The organism is Cobetia sp. PDI-12MA, from assembly GCF_059507695.1.
Window position 1 is genome coordinate 364,788 of record NZ_CM183351.1, and the last position, 21,589, is coordinate 386,376.

19 protein-coding genes and 4 tRNA genes are annotated in these 21,589 nt (G+C 63.1%); 11 read left to right on the forward strand and 12 right to left on the reverse strand.

Annotated features, from left to right (window positions below; genetic code table 11):
- Positions 1-246: 246 nt before the first annotated feature.
- The 4 genes from AC5WNI_RS01670 to AC5WNI_RS01685 form a co-directional block, all read right to left on the reverse strand.
- Positions 247-333 (reverse strand) — tRNA-Leu (locus tag AC5WNI_RS01670).
- 100 nt (positions 334-433) lie between these two features.
- Positions 434-520, reverse strand: a tRNA-Leu gene (locus AC5WNI_RS01675).
- A gap of 42 nt (positions 521-562) precedes the next feature.
- Positions 563-649: transfer RNA gene (locus tag AC5WNI_RS01680), tRNA-Leu, on the reverse strand.
- A gap of 123 nt (positions 650-772) precedes the next feature.
- Positions 773-859: transfer RNA gene (locus tag AC5WNI_RS01685), tRNA-Leu, on the reverse strand.
- A 339-nt stretch (positions 860-1,198) separates the two neighbouring features.
- Here AC5WNI_RS01685 and rnr point away from each other — a divergent pair.
- From rnr to AC5WNI_RS01735, 10 genes are all read left to right on the forward strand, one after another.
- Positions 1,199-3,910 (forward strand): ribonuclease R, encoded by a 2,712-nt coding sequence (rnr, locus tag AC5WNI_RS01690; protein ID WP_285460547.1) that lies wholly within the window; start codon positions 1,199-1,201, stop codon positions 3,908-3,910.
- A gap of 170 nt (positions 3,911-4,080) precedes the next feature.
- Positions 4,081-4,992: a 23S rRNA (guanosine(2251)-2'-O)-methyltransferase RlmB gene (gene rlmB, locus AC5WNI_RS01695; protein ID WP_368448000.1), complete on the forward strand. Its 912-nt coding sequence runs from the start codon at positions 4,081-4,083 to the stop codon at positions 4,990-4,992.
- A gap of 310 nt (positions 4,993-5,302) precedes the next feature.
- Positions 5,303-5,683, forward strand: coding sequence for a 30S ribosomal protein S6 (rpsF, locus tag AC5WNI_RS01700; protein WP_043334756.1), 381 nt, complete (start codon positions 5,303-5,305; stop codon positions 5,681-5,683).
- A 26-nt stretch (positions 5,684-5,709) separates the two neighbouring features.
- Positions 5,710-5,937, forward strand: a complete 228-nt coding sequence (gene rpsR / locus AC5WNI_RS01705; protein ID WP_024952281.1) for a 30S ribosomal protein S18 — start codon at positions 5,710-5,712, stop codon at positions 5,935-5,937.
- A gap of 12 nt (positions 5,938-5,949) precedes the next feature.
- Complete coding sequence (locus tag AC5WNI_RS01710) at positions 5,950-6,804, forward strand: hypothetical protein (protein ID WP_285460619.1); 855 nt, start codon at positions 5,950-5,952, stop codon at positions 6,802-6,804.
- A 12-nt stretch (positions 6,805-6,816) separates the two neighbouring features.
- Complete coding sequence (rplI, locus tag AC5WNI_RS01715) at positions 6,817-7,263, forward strand: 50S ribosomal protein L9 (RefSeq protein ID WP_175089989.1); 447 nt, start codon at positions 6,817-6,819, stop codon at positions 7,261-7,263.
- A gap of 286 nt (positions 7,264-7,549) precedes the next feature.
- Entirely contained in the window at positions 7,550-8,938 is a 1,389-nt protein-coding gene (gene dnaB, locus AC5WNI_RS01720) for a replicative DNA helicase (protein ID WP_175089987.1), read from the forward strand.
- An 86-nt stretch (positions 8,939-9,024) separates the two neighbouring features.
- On the forward strand, positions 9,025-9,312 hold the full coding sequence (locus AC5WNI_RS01725) for a hypothetical protein (protein WP_043334752.1): 288 nt from the start codon (positions 9,025-9,027) through the stop codon (positions 9,310-9,312).
- A 213-nt stretch (positions 9,313-9,525) separates the two neighbouring features.
- Positions 9,526-11,388 (forward strand): bifunctional diguanylate cyclase/phosphodiesterase, encoded by a 1,863-nt coding sequence (locus tag AC5WNI_RS01730; RefSeq protein WP_495928573.1) that lies wholly within the window; start codon positions 9,526-9,528, stop codon positions 11,386-11,388.
- Positions 11,389-11,607: 219 nt separating this feature from the next.
- Complete coding sequence (locus AC5WNI_RS01735) at positions 11,608-11,964, forward strand: DUF6482 family protein (RefSeq protein WP_495928574.1); 357 nt, start codon at positions 11,608-11,610, stop codon at positions 11,962-11,964.
- A gap of 16 nt (positions 11,965-11,980) precedes the next feature.
- Here the strand turns inward: AC5WNI_RS01735 and AC5WNI_RS01740 are convergent, their stop codons facing one another.
- Both AC5WNI_RS01740 and AC5WNI_RS01745 read right to left on the reverse strand, forming a co-directional pair.
- Positions 11,981-12,367 carry a thiol-disulfide oxidoreductase DCC family protein gene (locus AC5WNI_RS01740; protein WP_054555274.1) on the reverse strand — a complete coding sequence of 129 codons (387 nt, stop codon included), beginning with the start codon at positions 12,365-12,367 and terminating at the stop codon, positions 11,981-11,983.
- Entirely contained in the window at positions 12,364-14,046 is a 1,683-nt protein-coding gene (locus AC5WNI_RS01745; RefSeq protein WP_495928575.1) for a cryptochrome/photolyase family protein, read from the reverse strand. The genes AC5WNI_RS01740 and AC5WNI_RS01745 overlap by 4 nt, the downstream gene beginning before the upstream one ends.
- 195 nt (positions 14,047-14,241) lie before the next feature.
- Between AC5WNI_RS01745 and hemH the strand changes: the two genes are divergently transcribed.
- Positions 14,242-15,231, forward strand: a complete 990-nt coding sequence (gene hemH, locus AC5WNI_RS01750) for a ferrochelatase (RefSeq protein ID WP_054555275.1) — start codon at positions 14,242-14,244, stop codon at positions 15,229-15,231.
- A gap of 174 nt (positions 15,232-15,405) precedes the next feature.
- On the opposite strand, the gene AC5WNI_RS01755 is transcribed toward hemH, so the two are convergent.
- Genes AC5WNI_RS01755 through AC5WNI_RS01780 form a run of 6 tightly spaced genes read right to left on the reverse strand, consistent with a single transcriptional unit; the run spans position 15,406 to position 21,275 of the window.
- The gene (locus AC5WNI_RS01755; RefSeq protein WP_175089984.1) at positions 15,406-15,807 is read right to left on the reverse strand and encodes a Na+/H+ antiporter subunit G; all 402 of its coding nucleotides are present in this window, start codon (positions 15,805-15,807) and stop codon (positions 15,406-15,408) included.
- Between the two features lie 18 nt (positions 15,808-15,825).
- Positions 15,826-16,095, reverse strand: coding sequence for a K+/H+ antiporter subunit F (locus AC5WNI_RS01760; RefSeq protein WP_175089982.1), 270 nt, complete (start codon positions 16,093-16,095; stop codon positions 15,826-15,828).
- Entirely contained in the window at positions 16,089-16,589 is a 501-nt protein-coding gene (locus AC5WNI_RS01765) for a Na+/H+ antiporter subunit E (protein WP_043334742.1), read from the reverse strand. Before AC5WNI_RS01765 ends, AC5WNI_RS01760 begins: the two co-directional genes overlap by 7 nt.
- Positions 16,586-18,127 (reverse strand): monovalent cation/H+ antiporter subunit D, encoded by a 1,542-nt coding sequence (locus tag AC5WNI_RS01770; protein WP_175089980.1) that lies wholly within the window; start codon positions 18,125-18,127, stop codon positions 16,586-16,588. Before AC5WNI_RS01770 ends, AC5WNI_RS01765 begins: the two co-directional genes overlap by 4 nt.
- Positions 18,127-18,483: a Na+/H+ antiporter subunit C gene (locus AC5WNI_RS01775; protein ID WP_166019703.1), complete on the reverse strand. Its 357-nt coding sequence runs from the start codon at positions 18,481-18,483 to the stop codon at positions 18,127-18,129. The genes AC5WNI_RS01770 and AC5WNI_RS01775 overlap by 1 nt, the downstream gene beginning before the upstream one ends.
- Positions 18,483-21,275, reverse strand: coding sequence for a monovalent cation/H+ antiporter subunit A (locus AC5WNI_RS01780; RefSeq protein ID WP_495928576.1), 2,793 nt, complete (start codon positions 21,273-21,275; stop codon positions 18,483-18,485). The genes AC5WNI_RS01775 and AC5WNI_RS01780 overlap by 1 nt, the downstream gene beginning before the upstream one ends.
- Positions 21,276-21,589 lie beyond the last annotated feature (314 nt).

Sequence of the window (21,589 nt, forward strand, 5' to 3'; positions counted from 1 at the left end):
TCCGACAGAACCAGGTCTGACGAGAAGAGGGCGGCTGAAAAGAGTTATCCACAGCGCCAGGCATGGCAACGGGTGTGGACAAGTTGCGCATGAGGAGGGCGGTATTATCGTCGGGGCATGCGAAAGACAACGCAGGGCGCTGTGGGGCTGGGCAAAACAAGAGGGTGAGGCAATCAGGGTATTGCGAGGGGGAGTATCGCGATGTGAGCAGCAGGCGCTGCGAGGATGCATCGGATATCAACTTGATGGTGCCCAGAAGAGGACTTGAACCTCCACGTCCATAAGGACACTAGCACCTGAAGCTAGCGCGTCTACCAATTCCGCCATCTGGGCATCAAGTTGTGTGCTGAAGCCTCAAGAACTGAGTCTTGCAGCTGAACGAGCATGAGATCCTTGGTAGTGGATGCCATGTTCCCTGTTCGAGTGCGCATCGTGGTGCCCAGAAGAGGACTTGAACCTCCACATCCTTACGGATACTAGCACCTGAAGCTAGCGCGTCTACCAATTCCGCCATCTGGGCGAAGCGCGATACAGGAGTCGTTCGTTGTGAGTCTGACGTCCGTGGTGCCCAGGAGAGGACTTGAACCTCCACGTCCATAAGGACACTAGCACCTGAAGCTAGCGCGTCTACCAATTCCGCCACCTGGGCAGACATCAGAACTCGTTTCGGTCCGCAGACCCGGATCAGCAGTCAAGTTATTGAAACTTAAATGCTTTACCCGTTTTCTGGTATCCATCTTAACGTGTGTCACGCCAACATGAAACCTGAAATTGGTGCCCAGAAGAGGACTTGAACCTCCACGTCCATACGGACACTAGCACCTGAAGCTAGCGCGTCTACCAATTCCGCCATCTGGGCAAGTGGTGCCGAATAATACGGATGTACTGAGGGAATGCAAGCTTTTTCTTTCATGCCTGCTGATCTAGCCGCAGAAAGCCTCTCTCGCTTCATGAGGATAGACAGAGGGCAGAGAGAGGACAGACAGATGAAGCTCATCGATTGGCGAGCTTTCAGACTTGAGAGTCAGGCCTCGGGGCGCCATTGAGAGCACTGAATGGCCCCTCCGCCGTGATGAGTGGCGGGGAATGGTTGGGTCGGCCCAAGGGTAGAGGCTATAATGCGCGGATGAGAGACAACCTGTCATTCCGTGCCGCGATCGCTGCCCGTCTCGAATTCATCGTCAAGGAATCCTGATTAATGACCCAATGGACGCTCAGCGACGACCCGCACGCGGAACGCGAAGCCCATAAGTACGACAAGCCCATCCCCAGCCGAGAGTTCTTGCTCGACAAGCTGGAAGAGTATGGCAAGCCCATTACCCACGAGAACATGAGCCGCATGCTCGGTTTCGAGGACGAGGAGCAGCAGGAAGCTGTGCGTCGTCGTCTCAATGCCATGGAGCGTGACGGTCAGGTGCTGCGCAATCGTCGCGGCGCCTATGCCCTGATCGACAAGCTGGACCTGATCCGTGGCCGCATCGTCGGTCACCGTGACGGCTTCGGCTTCTTGGCGCGCGAAGATGGCGTCAAGCCGGACCTCGCCGTGCCGCCGCGCCAGATGCGTCGCGTCTTCCATGGCGATCAGGTGCTGGCGCGCGTCAGCGGCCGTGACCGTCGTGGCCGTGACGAGATCACCATCGTCGAGGTATTGGCGCGCAACACCCAGACCCTGGTCGGCATCTATCGTCAGTCCGAGCCGGACTTCGGTGTGCTGATTCCCGAGAACTCGCGCATCGCGCAGGAAGTCATCATCCCCAACCGCGTGGCCAATGGAGCCAAGGACGGCCAGGTGGTGTCCGTGCGCATCACTCAGCAGCCCGCTACACGCGTTCAGCCGGTGGGTGAAGTGGTCGAGGTGCTCGGTGAGCGCATGGACCCGGGCATGGAAATCGATATCGCGATCCGCTCCCACGATATCCCCAGTGAATTCCCGCCGGAAGTCGAAGACCAGATCTCGACCATCTCCGCCGAGGTGCTGGAAGAAGACAAGAAGGGTCGCATCGACCTGCGCGAGACACCGCTGGTCACCATCGATGGCGAAGACGCAAAGGACTTCGATGACGCCGTCTGTGCCTGGCAGGACGACAGCGGCAACTGGAAGCTGCTGGTCGCCATCGCCGATGTCTCCCACTATGTGCGTGGCGGCAGTCCGCTGGATCAGGAAGCCTACGTGCGCGGCAACTCGGTGTATTTCCCGGGGCAGGTCGTGCCGATGCTGCCGGAACTGCTCTCCAACGGTCTGTGCTCGCTCAACCCGCATGTCGATCGTCTGACACTGGTCTGTGAGCTGACCATCTCCGCCGGCAGTGGCGAGATGCTCGACTACCGCTTCTTCGAAGCCGTGATTCGCTCGCATGCACGCCTGACCTACGAGAAGGTCGGCACCATGCTGACCGACCCGGAAAGTGAGGAAGGTCAGGCACTGTGCCAGCAGTACAATGAGCTGCTGCCGTCGCTGCACAACCTGCATGCGCTGTACGGTGTGCTGCGCAAGGCGCGTGACAAGCGTGGTGCCATCGACTTCGAGACCACCGAGACGCAGATCCTGTTCAACGATGAGCGCAAGATCGAGCAGATCGTGCCGCGTACCCGCAACGATGCGCACAAGCTGATCGAGGAGTGCATGCTGGCGGCCAACGTCGCCACGGCACGCTTCCTGGATGAGCACGATCTCCCGGCCCTCTATCGTGTCCACAAGCAGCCGGCACCGGAGCGTCTGAACAACCTGCGTGCCTTCCTGGGCGAGCTGGGTCTGACGCTGGAAGGTGGTGACGAGCCGGCACCCAAGGACTTCCAGGCACTGCGTGCCTCGATCGCCGAGCGTCCGGACCTCGACATCATCCAGACCGTGATGCTGCGCAGCATGACCCAGGCGGTCTACTCGCCGCAGAACGAAGGTCACTTCGGTCTGGCCTACGATGCCTATGCGCACTTCACCTCGCCGATCCGTCGTTATCCGGATCTGCTGGTGCACCGTGCGATTCGCTCCGTCATCCGTGGCCCGCGCAAGACCGACACCGTGCTGCGCGCTGAAGACGCCGTGACCGAGCGCCCGACCAAGTGGTGCCCGTACACCTTCGAGCAGATGCTCGAGCTGGGTGAGCACTGCTCGATGACCGAGCGCCGCGCCGATGAGGCGACGCGTGACGTCAACGACTGGCTCAAGTGCGAGTTCATGAAGGACAAGGTCGGCGAAGTGCTGGAAGGCACCGTCGCGGCGGTCACCCAGTTCGGCCTGTTCGTGCGTCTGGATGCCTACTACGTCGAGGGCCTGCTGCACATCTCCTCGCTGCCGTCCGACTACTATCACTACGAGGCCGAGAAGCACCGCCTCAAGGGTGAGCGTGCCGGCGTCAGCTATGGTCTCGGCGATGGCGTCACCGTCCAGGTGGCCCGTGTCGACATGGATGAGCGCAAGATCGACTTCATGCTCAGCGACCCGACGCCGCGTCCCAAGCGCAAGCCGCGCAAGTCGCGCAGCAGCGAGCGAGAGGGTGACAAGTCATCTGCGGCCAAGAGCAGCTCACCTACCGGCAAGGAGTCCTCTTCCAAGGGACGCCCCGGCAAGCGTGAACGCGAGCGTCTCAAGTCCCTGACTGAAGAAGTCAGCCAGGAGGGCAATGGCAGCGCGGCGGCGGCCGAAAAACCGTCAGGTGAGCGTCCGCCGCGCAAACCGCGCGGTGAGCGCAATGACCGCTCAGGCCGTGGAGAGCGCAAGCCGTCTGCTGGCAATGAGCGTGAGTCTGCGCCTGAAGCGCCGGCGGCAGCGCGTCCGGCCGTGCCGAGTGGCCCGGAAGCAGCCGACAGTCCGTTCGCGCCGGTGGCACCGATGGGTGCCGCAGGCAAGGACGATCCGTCGCGCAAGCGGGGTTCGCGCTCGCGCGGGCGTCGCGGTAACGGCCGTAGCTGATCTCGGCTCGGCTCCTCGCGCGTCATTGCAATTGCATCAGCCCCGGCTCCGGTCGGGGCTGATGCGTTGGGCAGTCGTCAGACTGCACGATTTCAAGGCTGTCGCGTCGGCGGCAGCTCAGTTTCCGTCAATGTGACAGGGCCCGTCGGGTCATCAGTCAGGAAGGCACAATGAGTCAGGACAAGGGGCGCAAGCCCGGCCGCGGCAAGCCCGCCGGCGAGCGTGCTAGCCACGCCAGAAGTGAGCATTCCCGAGGCGAGCGCAGCGGCGCTCAGCGTCATGAGCGTGGCGGGGCGCGCAAGGGTGGTGCTCGCGCCGCCGCGCCGAAGATTCCCGGTGGGCTGGAAGCCGTCTATGGCGTGCACGCCGTGGAAGCCTTGCTGGCACGAGATCGTGCACCCAGCGAGCTATGGGTGCAGGCGGGCGAGGCCGAGCTGCGCCTGAGCGAGATCATCGAGCAGGCGCGTGCCGCCGGCTCGCGCGTCACCCTCAAGGGGCGCGAGGAGCTGGATGCACTGGCCGTCGGCGGTGGTGCCCATCAGGGGCTGGTCGCGCTGTGCGCGCCACTGGCCACCGAGAACGAGACCGGCCTCAAGCTGCGTCTTGATGGTTGGTCCCACGAAGAAGCTCCGCTGTTTCTGGTGCTGGACTCCGTCACGGATCCGCACAACCTCGGTGCCTGCCTGCGCAGCGCCGATGCCGCGGGCGCCCATGGCGTCATCGTGCCCAAGGACAAGTCGGCTTCCCTGAACGCGACCGTGCGCAAGGTGGCCTGTGGGGCTGCGGAAGTGGTGCCGGTCTATCAGGTCACCAATCTGGCCCGCACGCTGGACGCCATGAAGGAAGCCGGTGTCTGGGTGCTGGGTACGGCGGGGGAAGCCGAATCCATGGCCTTCGAAGCCGACTTCACCGGCCCGGTCGCCATCGTGATGGGGGCCGAGGGCAAGGGTATGCGCCGTCTGACCCGCGAGCACTGCGACAGCCTGATCAAGCTGCCGATGGCGGGCAGCGTCTCCAGCCTCAATGTCTCGGTTGCCGCGGGCATCTGCCTGTTCGAGGCCGTGCGTCAGCGCCGCGGCTGAGGCAATTGTCGGCAGGGGATAGTCAGGCAGGCAGGGCAGAGGCAAGAGAGAGGCAAGAGAAAGACGGCCGGCGGAACGAGCGGGCTGTCTTTCACGGCCCGCTTGCCAAGCCCTTGACTCCTCTCTACAATACTGCGGTTCTGTGAAGTGCAGTCTGCAGTGAATGCGCGGCATGGGGGCACCTGTCCTTGCCCGCGCGCGTCTTTCGTGGCCTTCGGGTCTGAATGGCACAACCGTAGTAATCACTCCACTCCTTGCTTCCCGGCCCGAGACGCGCCGTGGGGGCTGTCAAACCGAAAGGAGCCAAGCCATGCGTCACTACGAGATCGTGTTCATGGTCCACCCGGACCAGAGCGAACAGGTTCCGGCCATGATCGAGCGTTACACCTCCATCGTGACCGAAGCCGGCGGTACTGTGCATCGTCTGGAAGATTGGGGTCGCCGTCACCTGGCCTACCCGATCAACAAGATCCACAAGGCCCACTACGTGCTGATGAACGTCGAAACTACCGGTGAGGTGGTTGAAGAACTCGAAACCATCTTCCGTTTCAACGACGCCGTCATCCGTAACCTGGTTGTGCGTTCAAAGGAAGCGGCCATCGAGCCGTCTCCGATGATGAAGCCGGCTGAAGAGAAGCGTCCGCGTCGCGAAGACAAGCGTGACGAATCCGAAGCTCAAGACGCTAACTGATACCGCACCCCCAGGAGGTCATTGCAATGGCACGTTTTTTCCGTCGTCGCAAGTTCTGCCGCTTCACCGCTGAAGGCGTGAAGCAGATCGACTACAAGGACATCGAAGTCCTGAAGTCTTACATCACCGAGACCGGCAAGATCGTCCCGAGCCGTATCACTGGCACCAAGGCACGCTACCAGCGTCAGCTGGCGACCGCCATCAAGCGTGCTCGCTACCTGGCTCTGCTGCCGTACAGCGACAGCCACCAGTAAGGCGACACCATGATGCTGGCACTGGCACGCTGGGCCATGCGCGGCCCCCTGCAATGCATCGCGATTGCATTGCTGACGGGAATCGTGCCCTGGTTCTTCTGGTTCAGTGCCGCCATCAGTGCGCTGGTCACGCTTCGGCGTGGCCTTGCGCCTGCCGCACCCGTAGTCATCGCCGCCGCCGTTCCGGCCGGTTGGTGGTGGGTACAAGGCGATCCGGTGCCTCTGGCAACCGTATTGCTGGTCACCCTGATGGCAACCCTGTTGCGCGCTCGCGTGCGATGGGGTGAGGCGCTGATAGGCGCCAGCCTGACGGCGGCACTGATGGTGCAGTCCGGGATATTCCTGCCACCAGGCGGAGCCGGTCCACTGCTTGAGAGCATTCGCGAGAATGCCCCTGAGCTCGACGCACGCTTGAACGACTTTGCCGCTCAAGGTGTACCGACTGAACAGCTCGCAGGGCTGGTCATCGGTGGTATTACCGGGTTGGTAGTCCTGCTGGCCGCCACGGGCTGTCTGGCCCTGGCGCGTAGTTGGCAGTCCGGGCTCTACAATCCGGGTGGGTTTCGCCGCGAATTCCATGCCTTTCGGCTGAGTTTGCCCGAAATCCTGATACTGGCAGCCTGCGGGATCATTGGCGTACTGCTCAATGTGCCTGCAGTGCTCCTGCTGATCTGGATACCGCTGCTGGTGGCGGGCATTGCCCTGGTACATGGTTACATCGGGTTAAAGGGGATGAGCGGGTTATGGCTCGTCGGCGTCTATTTCATGATGCTGACCACCTGGCCCACGATTCTGATTTTGCTGCTGTTGGCGCTTGTGGACGTCTTTGCGGATTTTCGCGCACGTCTCGCCGGCAGTCATCGATAAGAGGTTTACGAGATGCAAGTCATTCTGCTCGACAAGATTGGCAAGCTGGGTAACCTGGGTGACCAGGTTTCCGTCAAGGCTGGCTTCGGTCGCAACTACCTGCTGCCGTACGGCCTGGCAGTTCCGGCCACTGCTGAAAACCAGGCAGCTTTCGAAGCTCAGCGCGCTGAGCTGGAAGCACAGGTAGCAGAGCGCAAGGCCGAAGCTGAAGCGCGTGCCGCTCAGCTGAACGAAATCGAACTGTCCCTGGTCGCCAAGGCTGGCGATGAAGGCAAGCTGTTCGGTTCCATCGGTCCGCGTGATCTGGCCGAAGCTATCGCCCAGTCTGGCATCGACGTCGCCAAGAGCGAAGTCCGCATGCCGGAAGGCCCGCTGCGCAACACTGGCGAATACGACATCGTGCTGCAGCTGCACGCTGAAGTGACTGCCACTGTCCGTGTGGTCGTGGTCGGCGAGTAATCGCTGATTTGCAGTGGCTGGCCGGTGATCCGGTGTAGCGACTGCTGCGGTACCCAAGCCGCCTTTGCATCCTTGATGCGAAGGCGGTTTTTTCATGGGCACGATTTGTCATCGGCATGGCATTTGCCTTGTCGTCGGCGAGGCGATGACGCACAAAATCCGGTAGAATGCCTGCCCTCGTCAGGAAGAGGCTTCGGCGTGGGCGCGGCGGTTGGCAGGCTTGCGTCAATGCGTGAAACTAGAAGCCCCCGCGGGCATGTCAGTCATCAGCAGGAGTCAGTCAGGCATGAGCGAGATTCAGGATCAGGATCGCGAGACGGCAGCGCTCAAGGTGCCGCCCAATTCGCTGGAAGCCGAGCAATCGGTGCTTGGCGGCTTGATGCTGGACAACAGCGCCTGGGATACGGTTTCCGAGCGTCTGGTGGCCGACGACTTCTATCGCTATGAGCATCGTCTCATCTACAACGCCATGTCTCAGCTGGTCGGCGGCAGCCGCCCGTTGGATGTAGTGACGTTGTCCGAGCTGCTGGAAAGTCGTGATCAACTCGAGTCGGTCGGCGGGCTGGCGACCCTCGCCGAGCTCGCGCGCAATACGCCCTCGGCCAGCAACATCAAGGCCTATGCCGACATCGTTCGCGAGCGCGCCACGCTGCGCAAGCTCATCCAGGCGGCCAACCAGATCGCCGAGAGCTCCTTCAGCCCGCAGGGCCGTGATGCCGATGAGCTGGTCAACGAGGCCGAGCGCCTGGTGTTCCAGATCAGCGAGTCGCGGCCCAAGAGCGGCGGCCCCAAGGGCATGAGCCAGCTGCTGACCGGCGCAGTGGACCGCATCGATGAGCTGTTCAACCTCAAGGGCCAGATGACGGGCCTGTCGACGGGTTTCCGTGATCTCGATGACATGACCTCCGGTCTGCAGCCGTCGGATCTGGTGATCATTGCCGGGCGTCCCTCGATGGGCAAGACCACCTTCGCCATGAATCTGGTCGAACATGCCGTGGTCTCCGGCGACAAGCCGGTCGCCGTGTTTTCGATGGAGATGCCCGCCGAATCGCTGATGTTGCGCATGATCTCCTCGTTGGGCCGCATCGATCAGACCAAGGTGCGTACCGGTCAGCTGGAAGACGAGGATTGGCCGCGTCTGACCTCGGCGGTCAACCTGCTCAAGGACAAGCAGCTGTTCGTCGATGACACCGCAGCGCTATCGCCCAACGAGATGCGCTCGCGCTGTCGACGCATGGCGCGTGAGCACGGCGGTATCGGTCTGATCATGATCGATTACCTTCAGCTGATGCAGGTGCCGGGGCTTTCCGAGAACCGTACCGCCGAGATCTCCGAGATCTCGCGCTCGCTGAAGGGCCTGGCCAAGGAATTCGACTGCCCGGTGGTGGCGCTCTCACAGCTGAACCGCTCGCTTGAGCAGCGCCCCAACAAGCGCCCGGTGATGTCGGATCTGCGTGAATCCGGCGCCATCGAGCAGGATGCCGATGTCATCGCCTTCGTCTACCGTGATGAGGTTTACAACAAGGACAATCCCGACAACAAGGGGCTGGCCGAGCTGATCATCGGCAAGCAGCGTAACGGCCCCATCGGTACCGTTCACATGGCCTTCATCGGCAAGTACACCCGTTTCGAGGACCTGGCACCCGACAGTTATGGCCAGGCCTTCGCTGAATAACGTGATGCGTACGCGCGTCAATCATGTACCCGGGCGGCGGCATCGCCGTTGCCTCGCAAGACCCGCACTGACGGGGAGGAGATAGCATGGCAGGTGGATTTGGGCGCGGACGCGCACGTACCCCCAAGCTGCAGGGCCGCGGTACGCTGGAGAGCCTGGAGCGTGAAGGGCCCTTCAAGGAGTGGCTGGGCATGCCGGACCTCTACCGCTTCACGCTGGTCGTGGAGGGTGAGAGCTACAGCTACCAGACCGAAGACAGCGAAGTGCCGGTAGTGGCTGGCGACATGGTCGTCTTCCGTTACAAGGAGACCAAGGCGGGCAAGTGGATCGACCGCAACTCCCTCGGCAAGGCCATCGACCCCAACTCGCTGTAAGCGTCGCTCTGGCGCATGAGAATCACGCCATGCCGGCTGCCAGGCCGGCATGGCGTGATCCTGTTTTGATCGAGATAGTCGGTACATCGAGATAGTCGACACCTCGAGTGAGTCGTTCTGGCGTCTGGCATCCCCTCTGGCGGATGAGGCGTCTCATGCGCCGCGTGACACCTTTGTCACCCCTCTGTCATATCTGCATGTTCAGATTCTGACATGCTCCCATCCCCGTCCCTGCAAGCCGCTCATGGTCAGCCAGCCATCGAATCCTGTCATGCACTGGAGACGTTGCTGCGTCTGCGCCAGGTGAGCATGCATTTCCAGCCCATCGTGTCGTCCAATGGCCGAGAGGTCTTCGCCTATGAGGCGTTGGCGCGCGGAAGTGCGGCAGGGCCACTGGCCTCACCGCTGGCAATGTTTTCGGTGGCGCGCGAACACGGCCGACTGGTGGAACTCGACAGCCTGTGTCGCGAACGTGCGCTCGAGCAGTGGTCGACGCTGGGTTTGACGGAGCGGCTGTTCATCAACGTGTCTCCCGGTGTGCTGCTGGATGGCGCTCACTCGTCCGGCCTGACGCGACGCCTGCTGCGGCGCTTCGGCCTGCGTCCGCATCAGGTGGTGATCGAGTTGACCGAGCAGACGCCGGGGCTGGATTCGGCGCTGATGCGGGAAGCCGTCAGCCATTACCAATCGATGGGCTTCGCCATTGCGCTCGATGATCTCGGGGAGGGCTATGCCAGCCTCAAGCTGTGGTCGTCGGTGCAGCCGGATTTCGTCAAGATCGACCGTCACTTCATCAGTGGCATCCATGCCGACCCGCTCAAGCGGCGCTTCGTGCGCTCGATCATCGATATCGCCCACGGCAGTGGCAGTCAGGTGATCGCCGAGGGCGTCGAGCATGAGGCGGAAATGGAGTGCGTGCGACAGCTGGGGGCCGACTACCTGCAAGGCTGGTTGTTCGCGCCGGCCGAGGCCGACCCACGCGGCCAGCGCGCCGCGCTCGACCGGTATCTGCGCCGACTGAGTCGCAGGCTGCATCACCGCCCGCCGCCTGGCCGCAGCATCGGCAGTCTGGCGCGCGCCGTGGCGCCTGTGCAGCAGGATGTCACCGTCAATGAGGTCGCCCAGCGTCTACATGCCGAGCAGGAGGTGATGTCACTGGCCGTGGTGGACGAGCAGCAACGTCCAGTGGGTCTGATCATTCGCCATCGCCTGCTGGGGCTGCTGAGCCAGCGCTTCGGGCCGGAACTGCATGCGCGTCGCTTGATCCACGAGGTCATGCAGACCAGCCCACTGCGCGTCGAGGCGGATGAGATGCTGGAGCGCGTCTCGGCCAAGGTGACCGGCCGCGAAGGCAGCGATCGCGATGAGGACTTCATCATCACGCGAGGCGGGCGTTATCAGGGGTTGGGGCGCACCCTGGATCTGCTGCGCATCATCACGGAGCTGCAGGTGGCCAGCGCCGAGGAGGCCAACCCACTGACGCGCCTGCCGGGCAACGGGCCGATCGAGCGTCAGTTGCTCGAGTGCGTGGCTGGCGAGGCTGCGGGAATAGGTGAGGGGGCGGGTGTGGACAGCGGTGCGCGCAGTGCCGAGTGGGCGGCGATCTATCTGGATCTCGACAACTTCAAGCCCTTCAATGACCGCTTCGGTCACGCGCAGGGTGACCGCATGTTGCTGGCACTGGCGACGGTATTGCGCGATGCGCTGCAGGAGGGGGACTTTCTCGGTCATGTCGGCGGCGATGATTTCGTGATGACGCTGTGCATGACCGAATCTCACCGGGCACTGCGCCTGACAGCGCTCGAGCAACGCCTGGCCGGCCTGCAGTCGGCATTTCAGCATGCGGTCGCCAGCCTGTATCCGGCCGATGTGCTGGCAGCGGGGGGCTTTCAGGGGCACGACCGCTTCGGTACCACGCGCTTCTTCCCGCTGACGCGACTGTCACTGGTGGCGCTGCATGGTCTTGCCGGGTGCGAGACGACCCGGATCTCCGCGCGCTGGAGCGAGCTCAAGAGCGAGGCCAAGGCGCGGGACTCCGGGCGGGTCATCGAGGCGTGTGCATCGCCGGTGCATTGATCTCTGCCTGCGAGTCACTCAATCGTCATCCGCCTGCCCCATGACTGTCATCGCTGGCCATCAGTCTGGCGTGAAGTCTTGAAGTTTTCCCTGAAGCGTCTGTCGGGCTGCTGTGGCATCTGATTCGCTCAGCACCTTTTTTTACGGGCTATTCTTGTTCCACGTCGTCGTCTTGCGGCCTCACCATGCGCAGTCCCCTGGATGCGCAGGAGTCTTTACATGTCCAGAACCGCCAGCATCTTTACGCCGTCCGCCATCTTTGCCAGTAATCTACAGTCACTGATGGCCGAATATCCGGCGTTGGAGGCGCGCGTGATCAGTCATGCCGCCAGTCGTTTCTATCAGGTTCAGCTGGTGCTGGAAGCCGCCGGCGAGGAAGGGGAGGAGCGCAGTGAGCTGCTGATGAAGCGCGGCAAGCCGATGCTGTTCCGCTCGCTGGAGGATGTCTACAGCGAGCTCAAGCGGGGCGGGATGTCACGGGCGTGGCTGGTCTCGCAGGTTGCCAATGACGAGATGATCGGACGCCCGCCGCAGTACCATCAACCCTTGAGCTCGCGTATCCCGCTGAGCTTCTGAGCCCGCGCCTCCTGGCTCAGGTGTGCTTTTGAGGCACCCAGCGGCCAATGCGCTCGCGATGGCGGGCGAAGAAGCGGTAACTCAAGTCCATCAGCGGGCGCAGGCCCGGCAGCAGCGACAGACGCACCAGGCGCCGATAGCCGAGTACCGCATAGAGTGCTCGGCTGGCATCCATGCCGACATACCACTCCCCGCGTGCGTCCTGCACATGCAGGCGGCCCATCATCGTCTCGAAGCTCAAGCCCAGCGCCTGAGGCGAGAAATCTGGTGCACGGATATCCACCGTTCTGACCCGCTCCCGCCCGGGATGCCTGGCCAGCCAGGCGACCTCGCGCTGGCACAGGGGACACTTGCCATCGTGATAGAGCGTGACCGGTGCGCTGGCTTGCCAGATGCGACTCATGGGGATTCCTTGTCGGTCGTGAGACTGGAGGGCGCTGCGTAGTAACCGGCGCGATGGGCATCACTGCCATAGTCCACTGCGCTGTCGAGGCGAGCCAGAAAGGCGTCGGCCTGTTGCAGCAGGGCTTCGCGCTTGTCGTCCTTCATGCGTCGCCAGCTGCCGTAGACCAGTGACATGCGCGGATTGCGTGACAATGCCTCGCGATGGCGCTCGATGAAGTGCCAGTAGAGGCTGTTGAACGGGCAGGCATGCGTGCCGGTGACCTTCTTCGGCGAGTACTGGCACCTGTCGCAGTGATTGGACATGCGGTCGATGTACTTGCCCGAGGCACAGTAAGGCTTGGAGCCCATCAGGCCACCATCGGCATGCAGCACCATGCCCAGCGTATTGGGCAGCTCGACCCACTCACAGGCGTCCACATAGACTGCCAGATACCAGTCGCATAGCGCCTCGGGCTTCACGCCGCACAGCAGCGCGAAGTTGCCCGTGACCATCAGGCGGCGAATATGGTGGGCATAGGCATGCTCGCGGGTGCTGGCGATGGCCTGATCCAGACAGCGCATGCCGCTATCCCCCGTCCAGAAGAATTCCGGCAGGTTGCGGCTGGCTTCCAGCCGGTTCTCGCGCTTGTAGCCGGGCATGCGTGTCCAGTAGATGCCGCGCACATATTCACGCCAGCCGAGTATCTGACGAATGAATCCTTCCGCCGAGTTGATCGGTACATCGCCGCGCCGCCAGGCAGCGTCCACGGCGTTGCAGACCTCCTGCGGGCTCAAGAGTCCGATATTGAGCGCGGCGGACAGACGTGAATGGAACAGGAAGGGGTCGCTGTCCTCGATGGCATCCTGATAGCGGCCGAAGTCTGCCAGGCAGTGATCGAGAAAATGCGTGAGGTCAGAGCGGGCCTGGGCGCGGGTGACGGCCCAATTGAAGTTCTCGAGGCTGCCGAAGTGGCGATCCTTGTCACTGGCCTGTTCCCCGAAGCGCGCCGCGACCAGCGCCAGCACCTCGCGAGTGGTCGCATCTTCGTGATGGGCATGCACCGGTGGTGGCGGGGCATGGAAGTCGTCTGGAATCGGTTCGCGGTTGTCGTGGTCGTGATTGAACTCGCCGCCGGCGGGTTCGTTGCCTTCCATCAGCAGGTCGGTGTCACGGCGTTGTTCGCGATAGAAGTATTCCATGCGCAGTTGCTTGCGGCCCTCGGCCCAGCCGGCGAATGCTGCCGGCGTGGTGAAGAAGCGCGTGTCCTCGAGGACTTCCCAGCGCACGCTGCCGGCTTCGCGTCGCGCCATGAAGTCGTCCAGCAGACGCCACTCACCGGGGCGGGTCACCAGCACGCCATCACACTGATACAGGGCGGCCAGACGCTCTGCCTCGCTGGTTAGACGCTGGAGGTTATCCGGGTCCTCCAGTCGGCTTTCATGTACCTGCCAGCCACATTCCCTGAGTTCCTGGGCGTGATGGCGCATCGCGGCCAGCATCATCGCGATCTTGTGCGGGTGGTGCGGTACGTAGCGGCCTTCCTCCTCGACCTCGCAGAAGGCGATCACGCTGTCGGCTGGCGCCTGCTTGAGGCTTGCCAGCTCATGGCTGAGCTGGTCGCCGAGAATCAGCACCAGTGGCCGCGCAAAGTCATGACGCGTCGCCAGACGCAGAATAGCGGGGATGGGATCGGGCACGAGGCCTCCGGAGGGTTGTGACAATAATTGTCTTAAAGCTATACAAATCGTGATGATAGTATAACTTCATCCCTCACGCACAGGGCGAGCTGGTAATATGGCTGCGCTGTCGGTGAAGTTTGCTGCGTTGTCGGTGAAAGTGGATACGCTGCCGCTTTACCTCTCTTCTTGCCCTTAGTCAGGAGTCCATCATCCATGAGTACCCCGCGTTTTGGCGTCATGCTGGTCAATCTCGGCACCCCCGATGCCCCGACCCCCAAGGCGGTGCGCCGTTACCTCGCGGAGTTTCTCGGTGATGTGCGCGTGATCGACCTGCCGCGTCTGCTCTGGCTGCCGATTCTGCATGGCCTGGTGTTGACGACGCGTCCCAAGAAGGTGGCCGAGGCCTACGCCTCGGTGTGGACGGAAGACGGCTCACCATTGATGGCGATCGGCAAGCGTCAGCGCGCCGCGCTGGAAGCACGCCTGGCCGAGTCACTGGGCGAGGATATTCCCGTCGAGCTGGCGATGACCTACGGCAAGCCGACCATGGAAGAGGTGGGGCGCAAGCTCGCCAGCCGCGGTGCCGACCGCATGCTGATCCTGCCTCTCTATCCGCAGTTCTCGCGCACGACCACCGCCGCGGTCTTCGATCGCCTGGCGCGTGCGCTCAAGCCGTGCCCGCATCTGCCGGAGCTGCGTTTCGTGCGCGACTATCACGATCATCCGGATTACATCGCGGCGCTGGCCACCAGCGTGCGTGAGCACTGGGAGAAGGAAGGCCGGCGGGGCAAGCGCCTGCTGATGAGCTATCACGGCATTCCCAAGCGCTATGCCACCGCAGGTGACCCCTACCCGACGCAATGCGAGCGAACCAGCCAGTTGCTGGCCGAGGCGCTGGGGCTTGGTGACGATGAATGGGCGATGACCTATCAGTCACGTTTCGGCAAGGCCGAATGGCTCAAGCCGTACACCGACGAAACGCTCAAGGCGTGGGGCGGTGAAGGGCTGGAAAGCGTCGATGTCATCTCGCCGGCCTTCGCGGCTGACTGTCTCGAGACGCTGGAAGAGCTGGAGGAAGAGAACCGCGGCTACTTCACCGAATCCGGTGGTGGCGACTTCCGCTACATTCCGGCGCTCAATGATCGCAGTGATCATATCGATCTGCTCGAGGCGCTGTGTCGCCAGCATACTCAGGGCTGGTAACCAGCAGGCCCGTCAGACTTCCATAGCCTGAGAAATGAAAACGCCCCACCAGTCATCACTGGTGGGGCGTTTTCATGTTGCTTGTCTGTTGTTCGTGAATCTGCTCCTGCGAATCAGCGCTCGTGGCTCAGAGCGAGGAGGGTGATAGCCTGTCTGGCGAGACCCGAGAGCCGATCACGGCAGGCGGGATTCGCTGGCCTCGGCGTTGACCTCGTCCGGCTCCTCGGCGACTTCAAGTCGCTCCGGCACGTTGCGTGTGCGCTTGTCCGCCACCAGCTTCTGGTGCAGCGCCGCCTTGGACAGCAGATGAGCAGTCACGGGGGCGGTGATGAACAGGAAGATGGACACCAGCATTTCCTGGAAGCTGAAGTGGCCGGTGGTGGCGCGGAAATAGATCATCGACGCCATCAGCACGCAGCCGACCCCCAGCGTGGTGGTCTTGCTGGGGCCGTGCAGGCGCATGTAGAAGTCCTTCAGGTGCGTCAGTCCCAGAGAGCCGATGAAGGCAAACAGGCCGCCGGCAACCAGGAAGAAGGCGATCACGCCTTCGAGGACAGGATAGAACCAGGTGGGCATGGGGAATCTCCGCTCAGGTCATTCGATGATGTCGCCGCGCAGCAGGTACTTGCAGACTGCCACGGTGCTGACGAAACCGAGCATGGCGATCAACAGCGCCGCCTCGAAGTAGGACTTGCTGTTGAGCTGGATGCCGAACAGCACGATAAGGGCGATGGAGTTCACGTACATGGTGTCCACCGCCAGAATGCGGTCCGGCAGGTCCGGCCCGATGGCGAGCCGGAAGACGTTGAGCATCAGTGAGGCGGCGAACAGTGCGATGCTGATCCACAGGGCGATGTCTAGCATTCGAAGATCTCCTTGAGCGGACGCTCGTAGCGCTGGCGGATCTCGTCGATCAACTCCTGCTCATCCTCGACATCCAGCGCGTGGATGATCAGATGGCGGCCATCCAGCGTCAGATAGGCCGAGACCGTGCCCGGCGTCAGCGTGATGGTGCTCGACAGCAGGGTGATCGGGAACTTCTCCTCAAGCTCCAGCGGGTAGCGCACGAAGGCCGGGCGGAACTTGGCGCGCGGATTGAGGATCAGGTAGGACACCTGCAGGTTGGCGATGATGATGTCCATGATCACGCGCAGGAAGTAGCTGATCAGCCGCCAGGGCTTCTGGAGGTCGGGCTGCGGCTCCCAGAAGCGGTAGGTCAGGATGGGAATCGCGATGGCCAGCACTGCTCCGAGCAGAATCTGTCCGGGCGCGACGCTGTTCTGCAGCATCAGCCAGACGATCAGCAGCAGCACCGACAGCATCGGCGTGGGCAAGAGACGGGAACGAGGCTTGATCATGAGACATCTCCCTTCAGCGGCGGTGCGGTTTCAGGGGCCGCGTCCTTGCCGAGCAAGGATTCAAGATAGGGGGCCGGGTTGGACAGCTGCTCGGCGGTGGCCTTGGTCCAGTTCGACAGAGGCCCCGCGAGGATGACCAGCATCAGTGCGGCCGAGATCAGCCCGCCAGTGGCGATGCCGCGGGCCGCGCCGACTCGCTCGCCGCTGGGTTCGGCCTTGCTGGTGCGCCAGAACACGCTGGAGCCGGCGCGCGAGCAGGCGACCAGCGAGCACAGACCGGCCAGCAGCAGCAGCGGCCACAGCCAGATCTGTTGCTCCGGCGTCGCCGAGGCGAGAATCAGCGCCTTGCCGATGGCGCCCGAGAACGGCGGCAGCCCCGCGGCAGCGGCGGTACCGATCAGGAAGAGGCCGCCCAGCAGGCCTGCCTGCAGCAGCGGGCGCGAGCGCACGATGCGTGCCCCGGCCTTGCCGCGCTGAGCGGCGACCACGTCGACCAGCAGGAAGAGCCCGCCGGTGACCAGCGTCGAGTGGATCAGGTAGAACAGCAGGGCGCTGTCTGCCTCGATCGTGTTCATGCCCAGCGCCGTCAGCAGCGTGCCCACCGACACCATCACCAGATAGGCCACCAGGGTGCGCAGATCACGCGCCGAGAGCACGCCCAGCATCGCCACCACCAGGGTGGCGAGACCCGCCCACCACAGCCAGTCACGACCGAGGTCCGCCAGTGGGCCAGCATTGTCGGTGAAGATCAGCGAGTAGACGCGCAGGATGGAGTAGATGCCGACCTTGGTCATGATCGCGAACAGCGCCGCCACAGGTGCCGAAGCCGCGGCATAGGCGCGTGGCAGCCAGAAATACAGCGGCAGCATTGCCGCCTTGAGGCCGAACACCACCAGCAACAGCAGGCCACCGGCTTCCATCAGACCGGCCCGGCCCGGGTCCAGCGTGGTGACGATGACTGCCATGTCGGCCATGTTCAGGGTGCCGGTCACGCCGTACAGGATACCCAGCGCGATCAGGAAGAACGCCGAACCCATCAGGTTCAGCACCACATAGTGCAGCGCTGACAGCGTGCGTGCCTTGCTGCCGCCATGCAGCAGCAGGGCGTAGGAGGCGATCAACAGCACCTCGAAGAACACGAACAGGTTGAACAGGTCGCCGGTCAGGAAGGCGCCGTTGATGCCCATCAGCTGCAGCAGGAACAGACCATGGAAATTGGAGCCGGTCTCATCGATGCCCGCCGTGGCGTACAGACAGGCCAGCAGTCCCAGCAGCGAGCTGAGCAGCACCATGGTCGCCGACAGGCGGTCCAGCACCAGCACGATCCCGAACGGCGGCTGCCAGTCGCCCAGCGCGTAGTAGCGGATGGTGCCATCACCGGCCTGCACCACCAGCGCGATGGCGATGGCCACCATCAATGCCTGGACCACCAGGCTGACCGTGCGGCGCAGGGTCGGTGAAGTGGCACGACTCAGCAGCAGGCCCGCCCCCACCAGCAGCGGCAGGACAATCGGAAGGACAATCAGGTGTTGCAGCATCACTTGGTGTCCTCTTTCTCTTTCGAATCATCTAGGCGATTGCCGTTGACGTGGTCACTGCCCAGGTCGCCGCGCGCGCGCATCGCCAGAATGACCACGAAGGCCGTCATGGCGAAGCCGATCACGATGGCGGTCAGCACCAGCGCCTGGGGCAGGGGGTCTGCCGTGGGTGAACCTGAGCCGACCACGGCCGGTGTGCCGTGCATGGCCAGGCCGCCCATGGAGAACAGGAACAGGTTGACGGCGTAGGACAGCAGCGTCAGACCGACCACGACGGGGAAGGTGCGGCCGCGCAGGGTGAGGTAGACACCGCAGGCGGCCAGCAGGCCGGTGGTAGTGGCGTAGAGGGCTTCCATCACATCTTCTCCTTGGTCGGGCGATGCGGAGTCGTCAGCTTGCCCAGATTGGCGAGAATCATCAGGGTCGCACCGACCACGGTCAGGTAGACGCCGAGGTCGAACAGCAGCGCGGTGGCCAGCTCGATTTCCCCGATGACGGGCAGGGTGAAGTGGCCGAAGGAGGATGTCAGGAACGGATAGCCGAACACCCAGCTGCCGGCGCCGGTCAGGCCGGCGATCAACACCCCGGCTGCCGCGACGGGCTGATAGGGGAAGCGCAGCCAGCGCTGCGTCCAGTCCACGCCTCGCGCGATGTAGAGCAGGATGATGGCGACTGCCGTCACCAGACCGGCGATGAAGCCGCCGCCCGGCGCATTGTGGCCACGCAGGAAGATGTAGACCGAGACCAGCAGTGCCAGCGGCAGCAGCGTCTGGGAGACGGTGGCCAGGATCATCGGATGGCGATCCGGCGACCAGCCACGGCCATCCAGGTCACTGGATGGCATGAACAGGCGCAGGCGGTTGAGCAGCTTGAAGATCGCTAGGCCCGCGATGCCCAGTACGGTGATCTCACCCAGCGTATCGAAGCCACGGAAGTCGACCAGAATCACGTTGACCACGTTATGGCCACCGCCACCGGAAACCGCATTGGCCATGAAGAAGTCGGAGATCGACTCCACCGGGCGGGTCAGGATGGCGAAGTTGAGGCTTGCCACCACTACGCCGAAGGCACTGGCCAGCAGCACGTCGCGCATGATGCGGCGCGCACTGGATTCCTTTGGCGTGCGCTGGGGCAGGAAGAACAGCGCCAGCATCAGCAGGATCATCGTCACCACCTCGACCGCCAGCTGGGTCAGTGCCAGGTCCGGCGCGGCGAAGCGGGCGAAGGCCAGCGAGGTCATCAGACCGACCACCGAGAGCATCAGCAACGAGATCAGACGCTTGCGGTGGGTGATCGCGGTGCCGAGACCGGCCAGGCCGGTGATCACGGCGCCGGTCAGCAGCATGCCGTCGAAGGGCTGTTGCTCAAGCTCCCCGCCCAGTCGCGGCACGGCCAGCAGGCCGATGCCGACGAACAGCAGCGCGGTCAGCAGCAGCCACAGCATGTAGCGCTGCAGCGAGCCATTCTCGAAGCTGTCCATACTGCGCTCGGAAAGACTGACGAGGCGTTGCACGTTGGCCTCGAACACCAGCAGGGCGTTGCGCGCGCGGAACTGACGCTGGAAGGAATAGAGGTGGTGGCGCAGGGCATAGATGGCGACACCGCCCGCCAGCGCGATACCACTCATCAACAGCGGCAGATTGAAGCCGTGCCAGATGGCGAGACTGAAGTCCGGTACCGGCCCGGCCAGCACGCTGGCGGAGGCATTGACCAGCAGGTCCTTGATCACCAGCGACGGCAGGATACCGACCAGCAGACAGATCAGTACCAGCACTTCGATGGGCAGCTTCATGTAGCGCGGCGGCTCATGCGGGGTCTTGGGCAGGTCCTTCGGCTCGCCATTGAAGAAGACGTCGTGGATGAAGCGCAGCGAGTAGGCCACCGACAGGATGCCACCGAGGGTCGCCAGTGCCGGAATCAGCCACGACAGGCCACCCAGCAGCTGGGCATCGAGACTCTCGGCGAAGAACATCTCCTTGGACAGGAAGCCATTGAGCAGCGGCACACCGGCCATCGAGGCCGAGGCAACCATCGCCAGCACCGTGGTATGCGGCATGTAGCGATACAGGCCGTTGAGCTTGCGGATGTCACGCGTGCCGCACTCGTGATCGACGATGCCGGCAGCCATGAACAGCGAGGCCTTGAAGGTGGCGTGATTGATGATGTGCAGCAGACCCGCGACGGCGGCCATCTGGCTGTTGAAGCCGAACAGCAGCGTGATCAGGCCCAGGTGACTGATGGTCGAGAAGGCCAGCACGCCCTTGAGGTCCTGCTTCATCAGCGCGAACCAGGCGCCATACAGCAGGGTGGCCAGGCCGGTCAGGCTGACGATGTAGAACCACAGGTCGGAGCCCGCGAGCACCGGATGCATGCGCGCCAGCAGGAAGACACCGGCCTTGACCATGGTGGCGGAGTGCAGGAAGGCGGACACCGGTGTCGGTGCCGACATCGCGTGGGGCAGCCAGAACTGGAACGGGAACTGGGCCGACTTGGTGAAGGCGCCCAGCAGTACCAGCACCAGCGCGACCGGATAGAGCTCGTGGGAGCGGATCTGGTCCGCCGCGGCCAGCACGTCATCGAACTGGTAGCTGCCGACGATATGCCCGATGACCAGGATACCGGCCAGCAGTGCCAGGCCCCCGGCGCCGGTGACGGTCAGGGCCATGCGGGCACCCTTGCGCGCCTCGCTCAGCTGGTACCAGTAGCCGATCAGCAGGAAGGAGCTCAGGCTGGTCAGCTCCCAGAACACCCACATCAGCAGCAGGTTGTCTGCCATCACGATGCCGAGCATCGCGGTCATGAACAGCATCAGGAAGCTGTAGAGGCGTGCCAGTGAATCCTCGCCCGACAGGTAATAGCGGGAATAGAGGATGATCAGCAGGCCAATGCCGAGAATCAGCAGCACGAACAGCCCCGACAGACCATCGAAGCGCAGCGACAGATTGAGTCCCAGCTCCGTGATCCAGGGCAGATGGAACTGGGGCACCATGCCCGAGAAGACGTCCCCGAGGTGGAAGACGGCGATACCGAGTGCTAGGGCAGGTGCCACCGCGGTCAGCCAGGCAAGGCGTGCACGGGGCAGATTTCTGGCCATCAAGGGCACCAGGGCACCGAGTAACGGCAATAGCACGATCAACAGCAGGGTCATGGAAGACTCGCTCCAGTCGTTGTTGTAGTACGTAGTCCGTCATTCGTGGGCAGCGCAGACACAGGCTCAGGGCCGGACTGCCAGCTTCGAGATCGGGAGGCGGAGTTTCGGCCACTGGGTGCCGACAGAATAGGCGAGCGCACTGCAGGTTGCCGCGATGAAGTGCCGGACACACGAGACTCTGTCAGGAAGACGTTCTCATGGGGCCATGCGAGACACGACATGCGTCACGCGGCAGCAAGGTCTGACAGTGGCTGGCTCAGGCTGCACGGAGGATCTGGCGCGGGTTCAGTGCGTCAATCGCTCCGGGCATG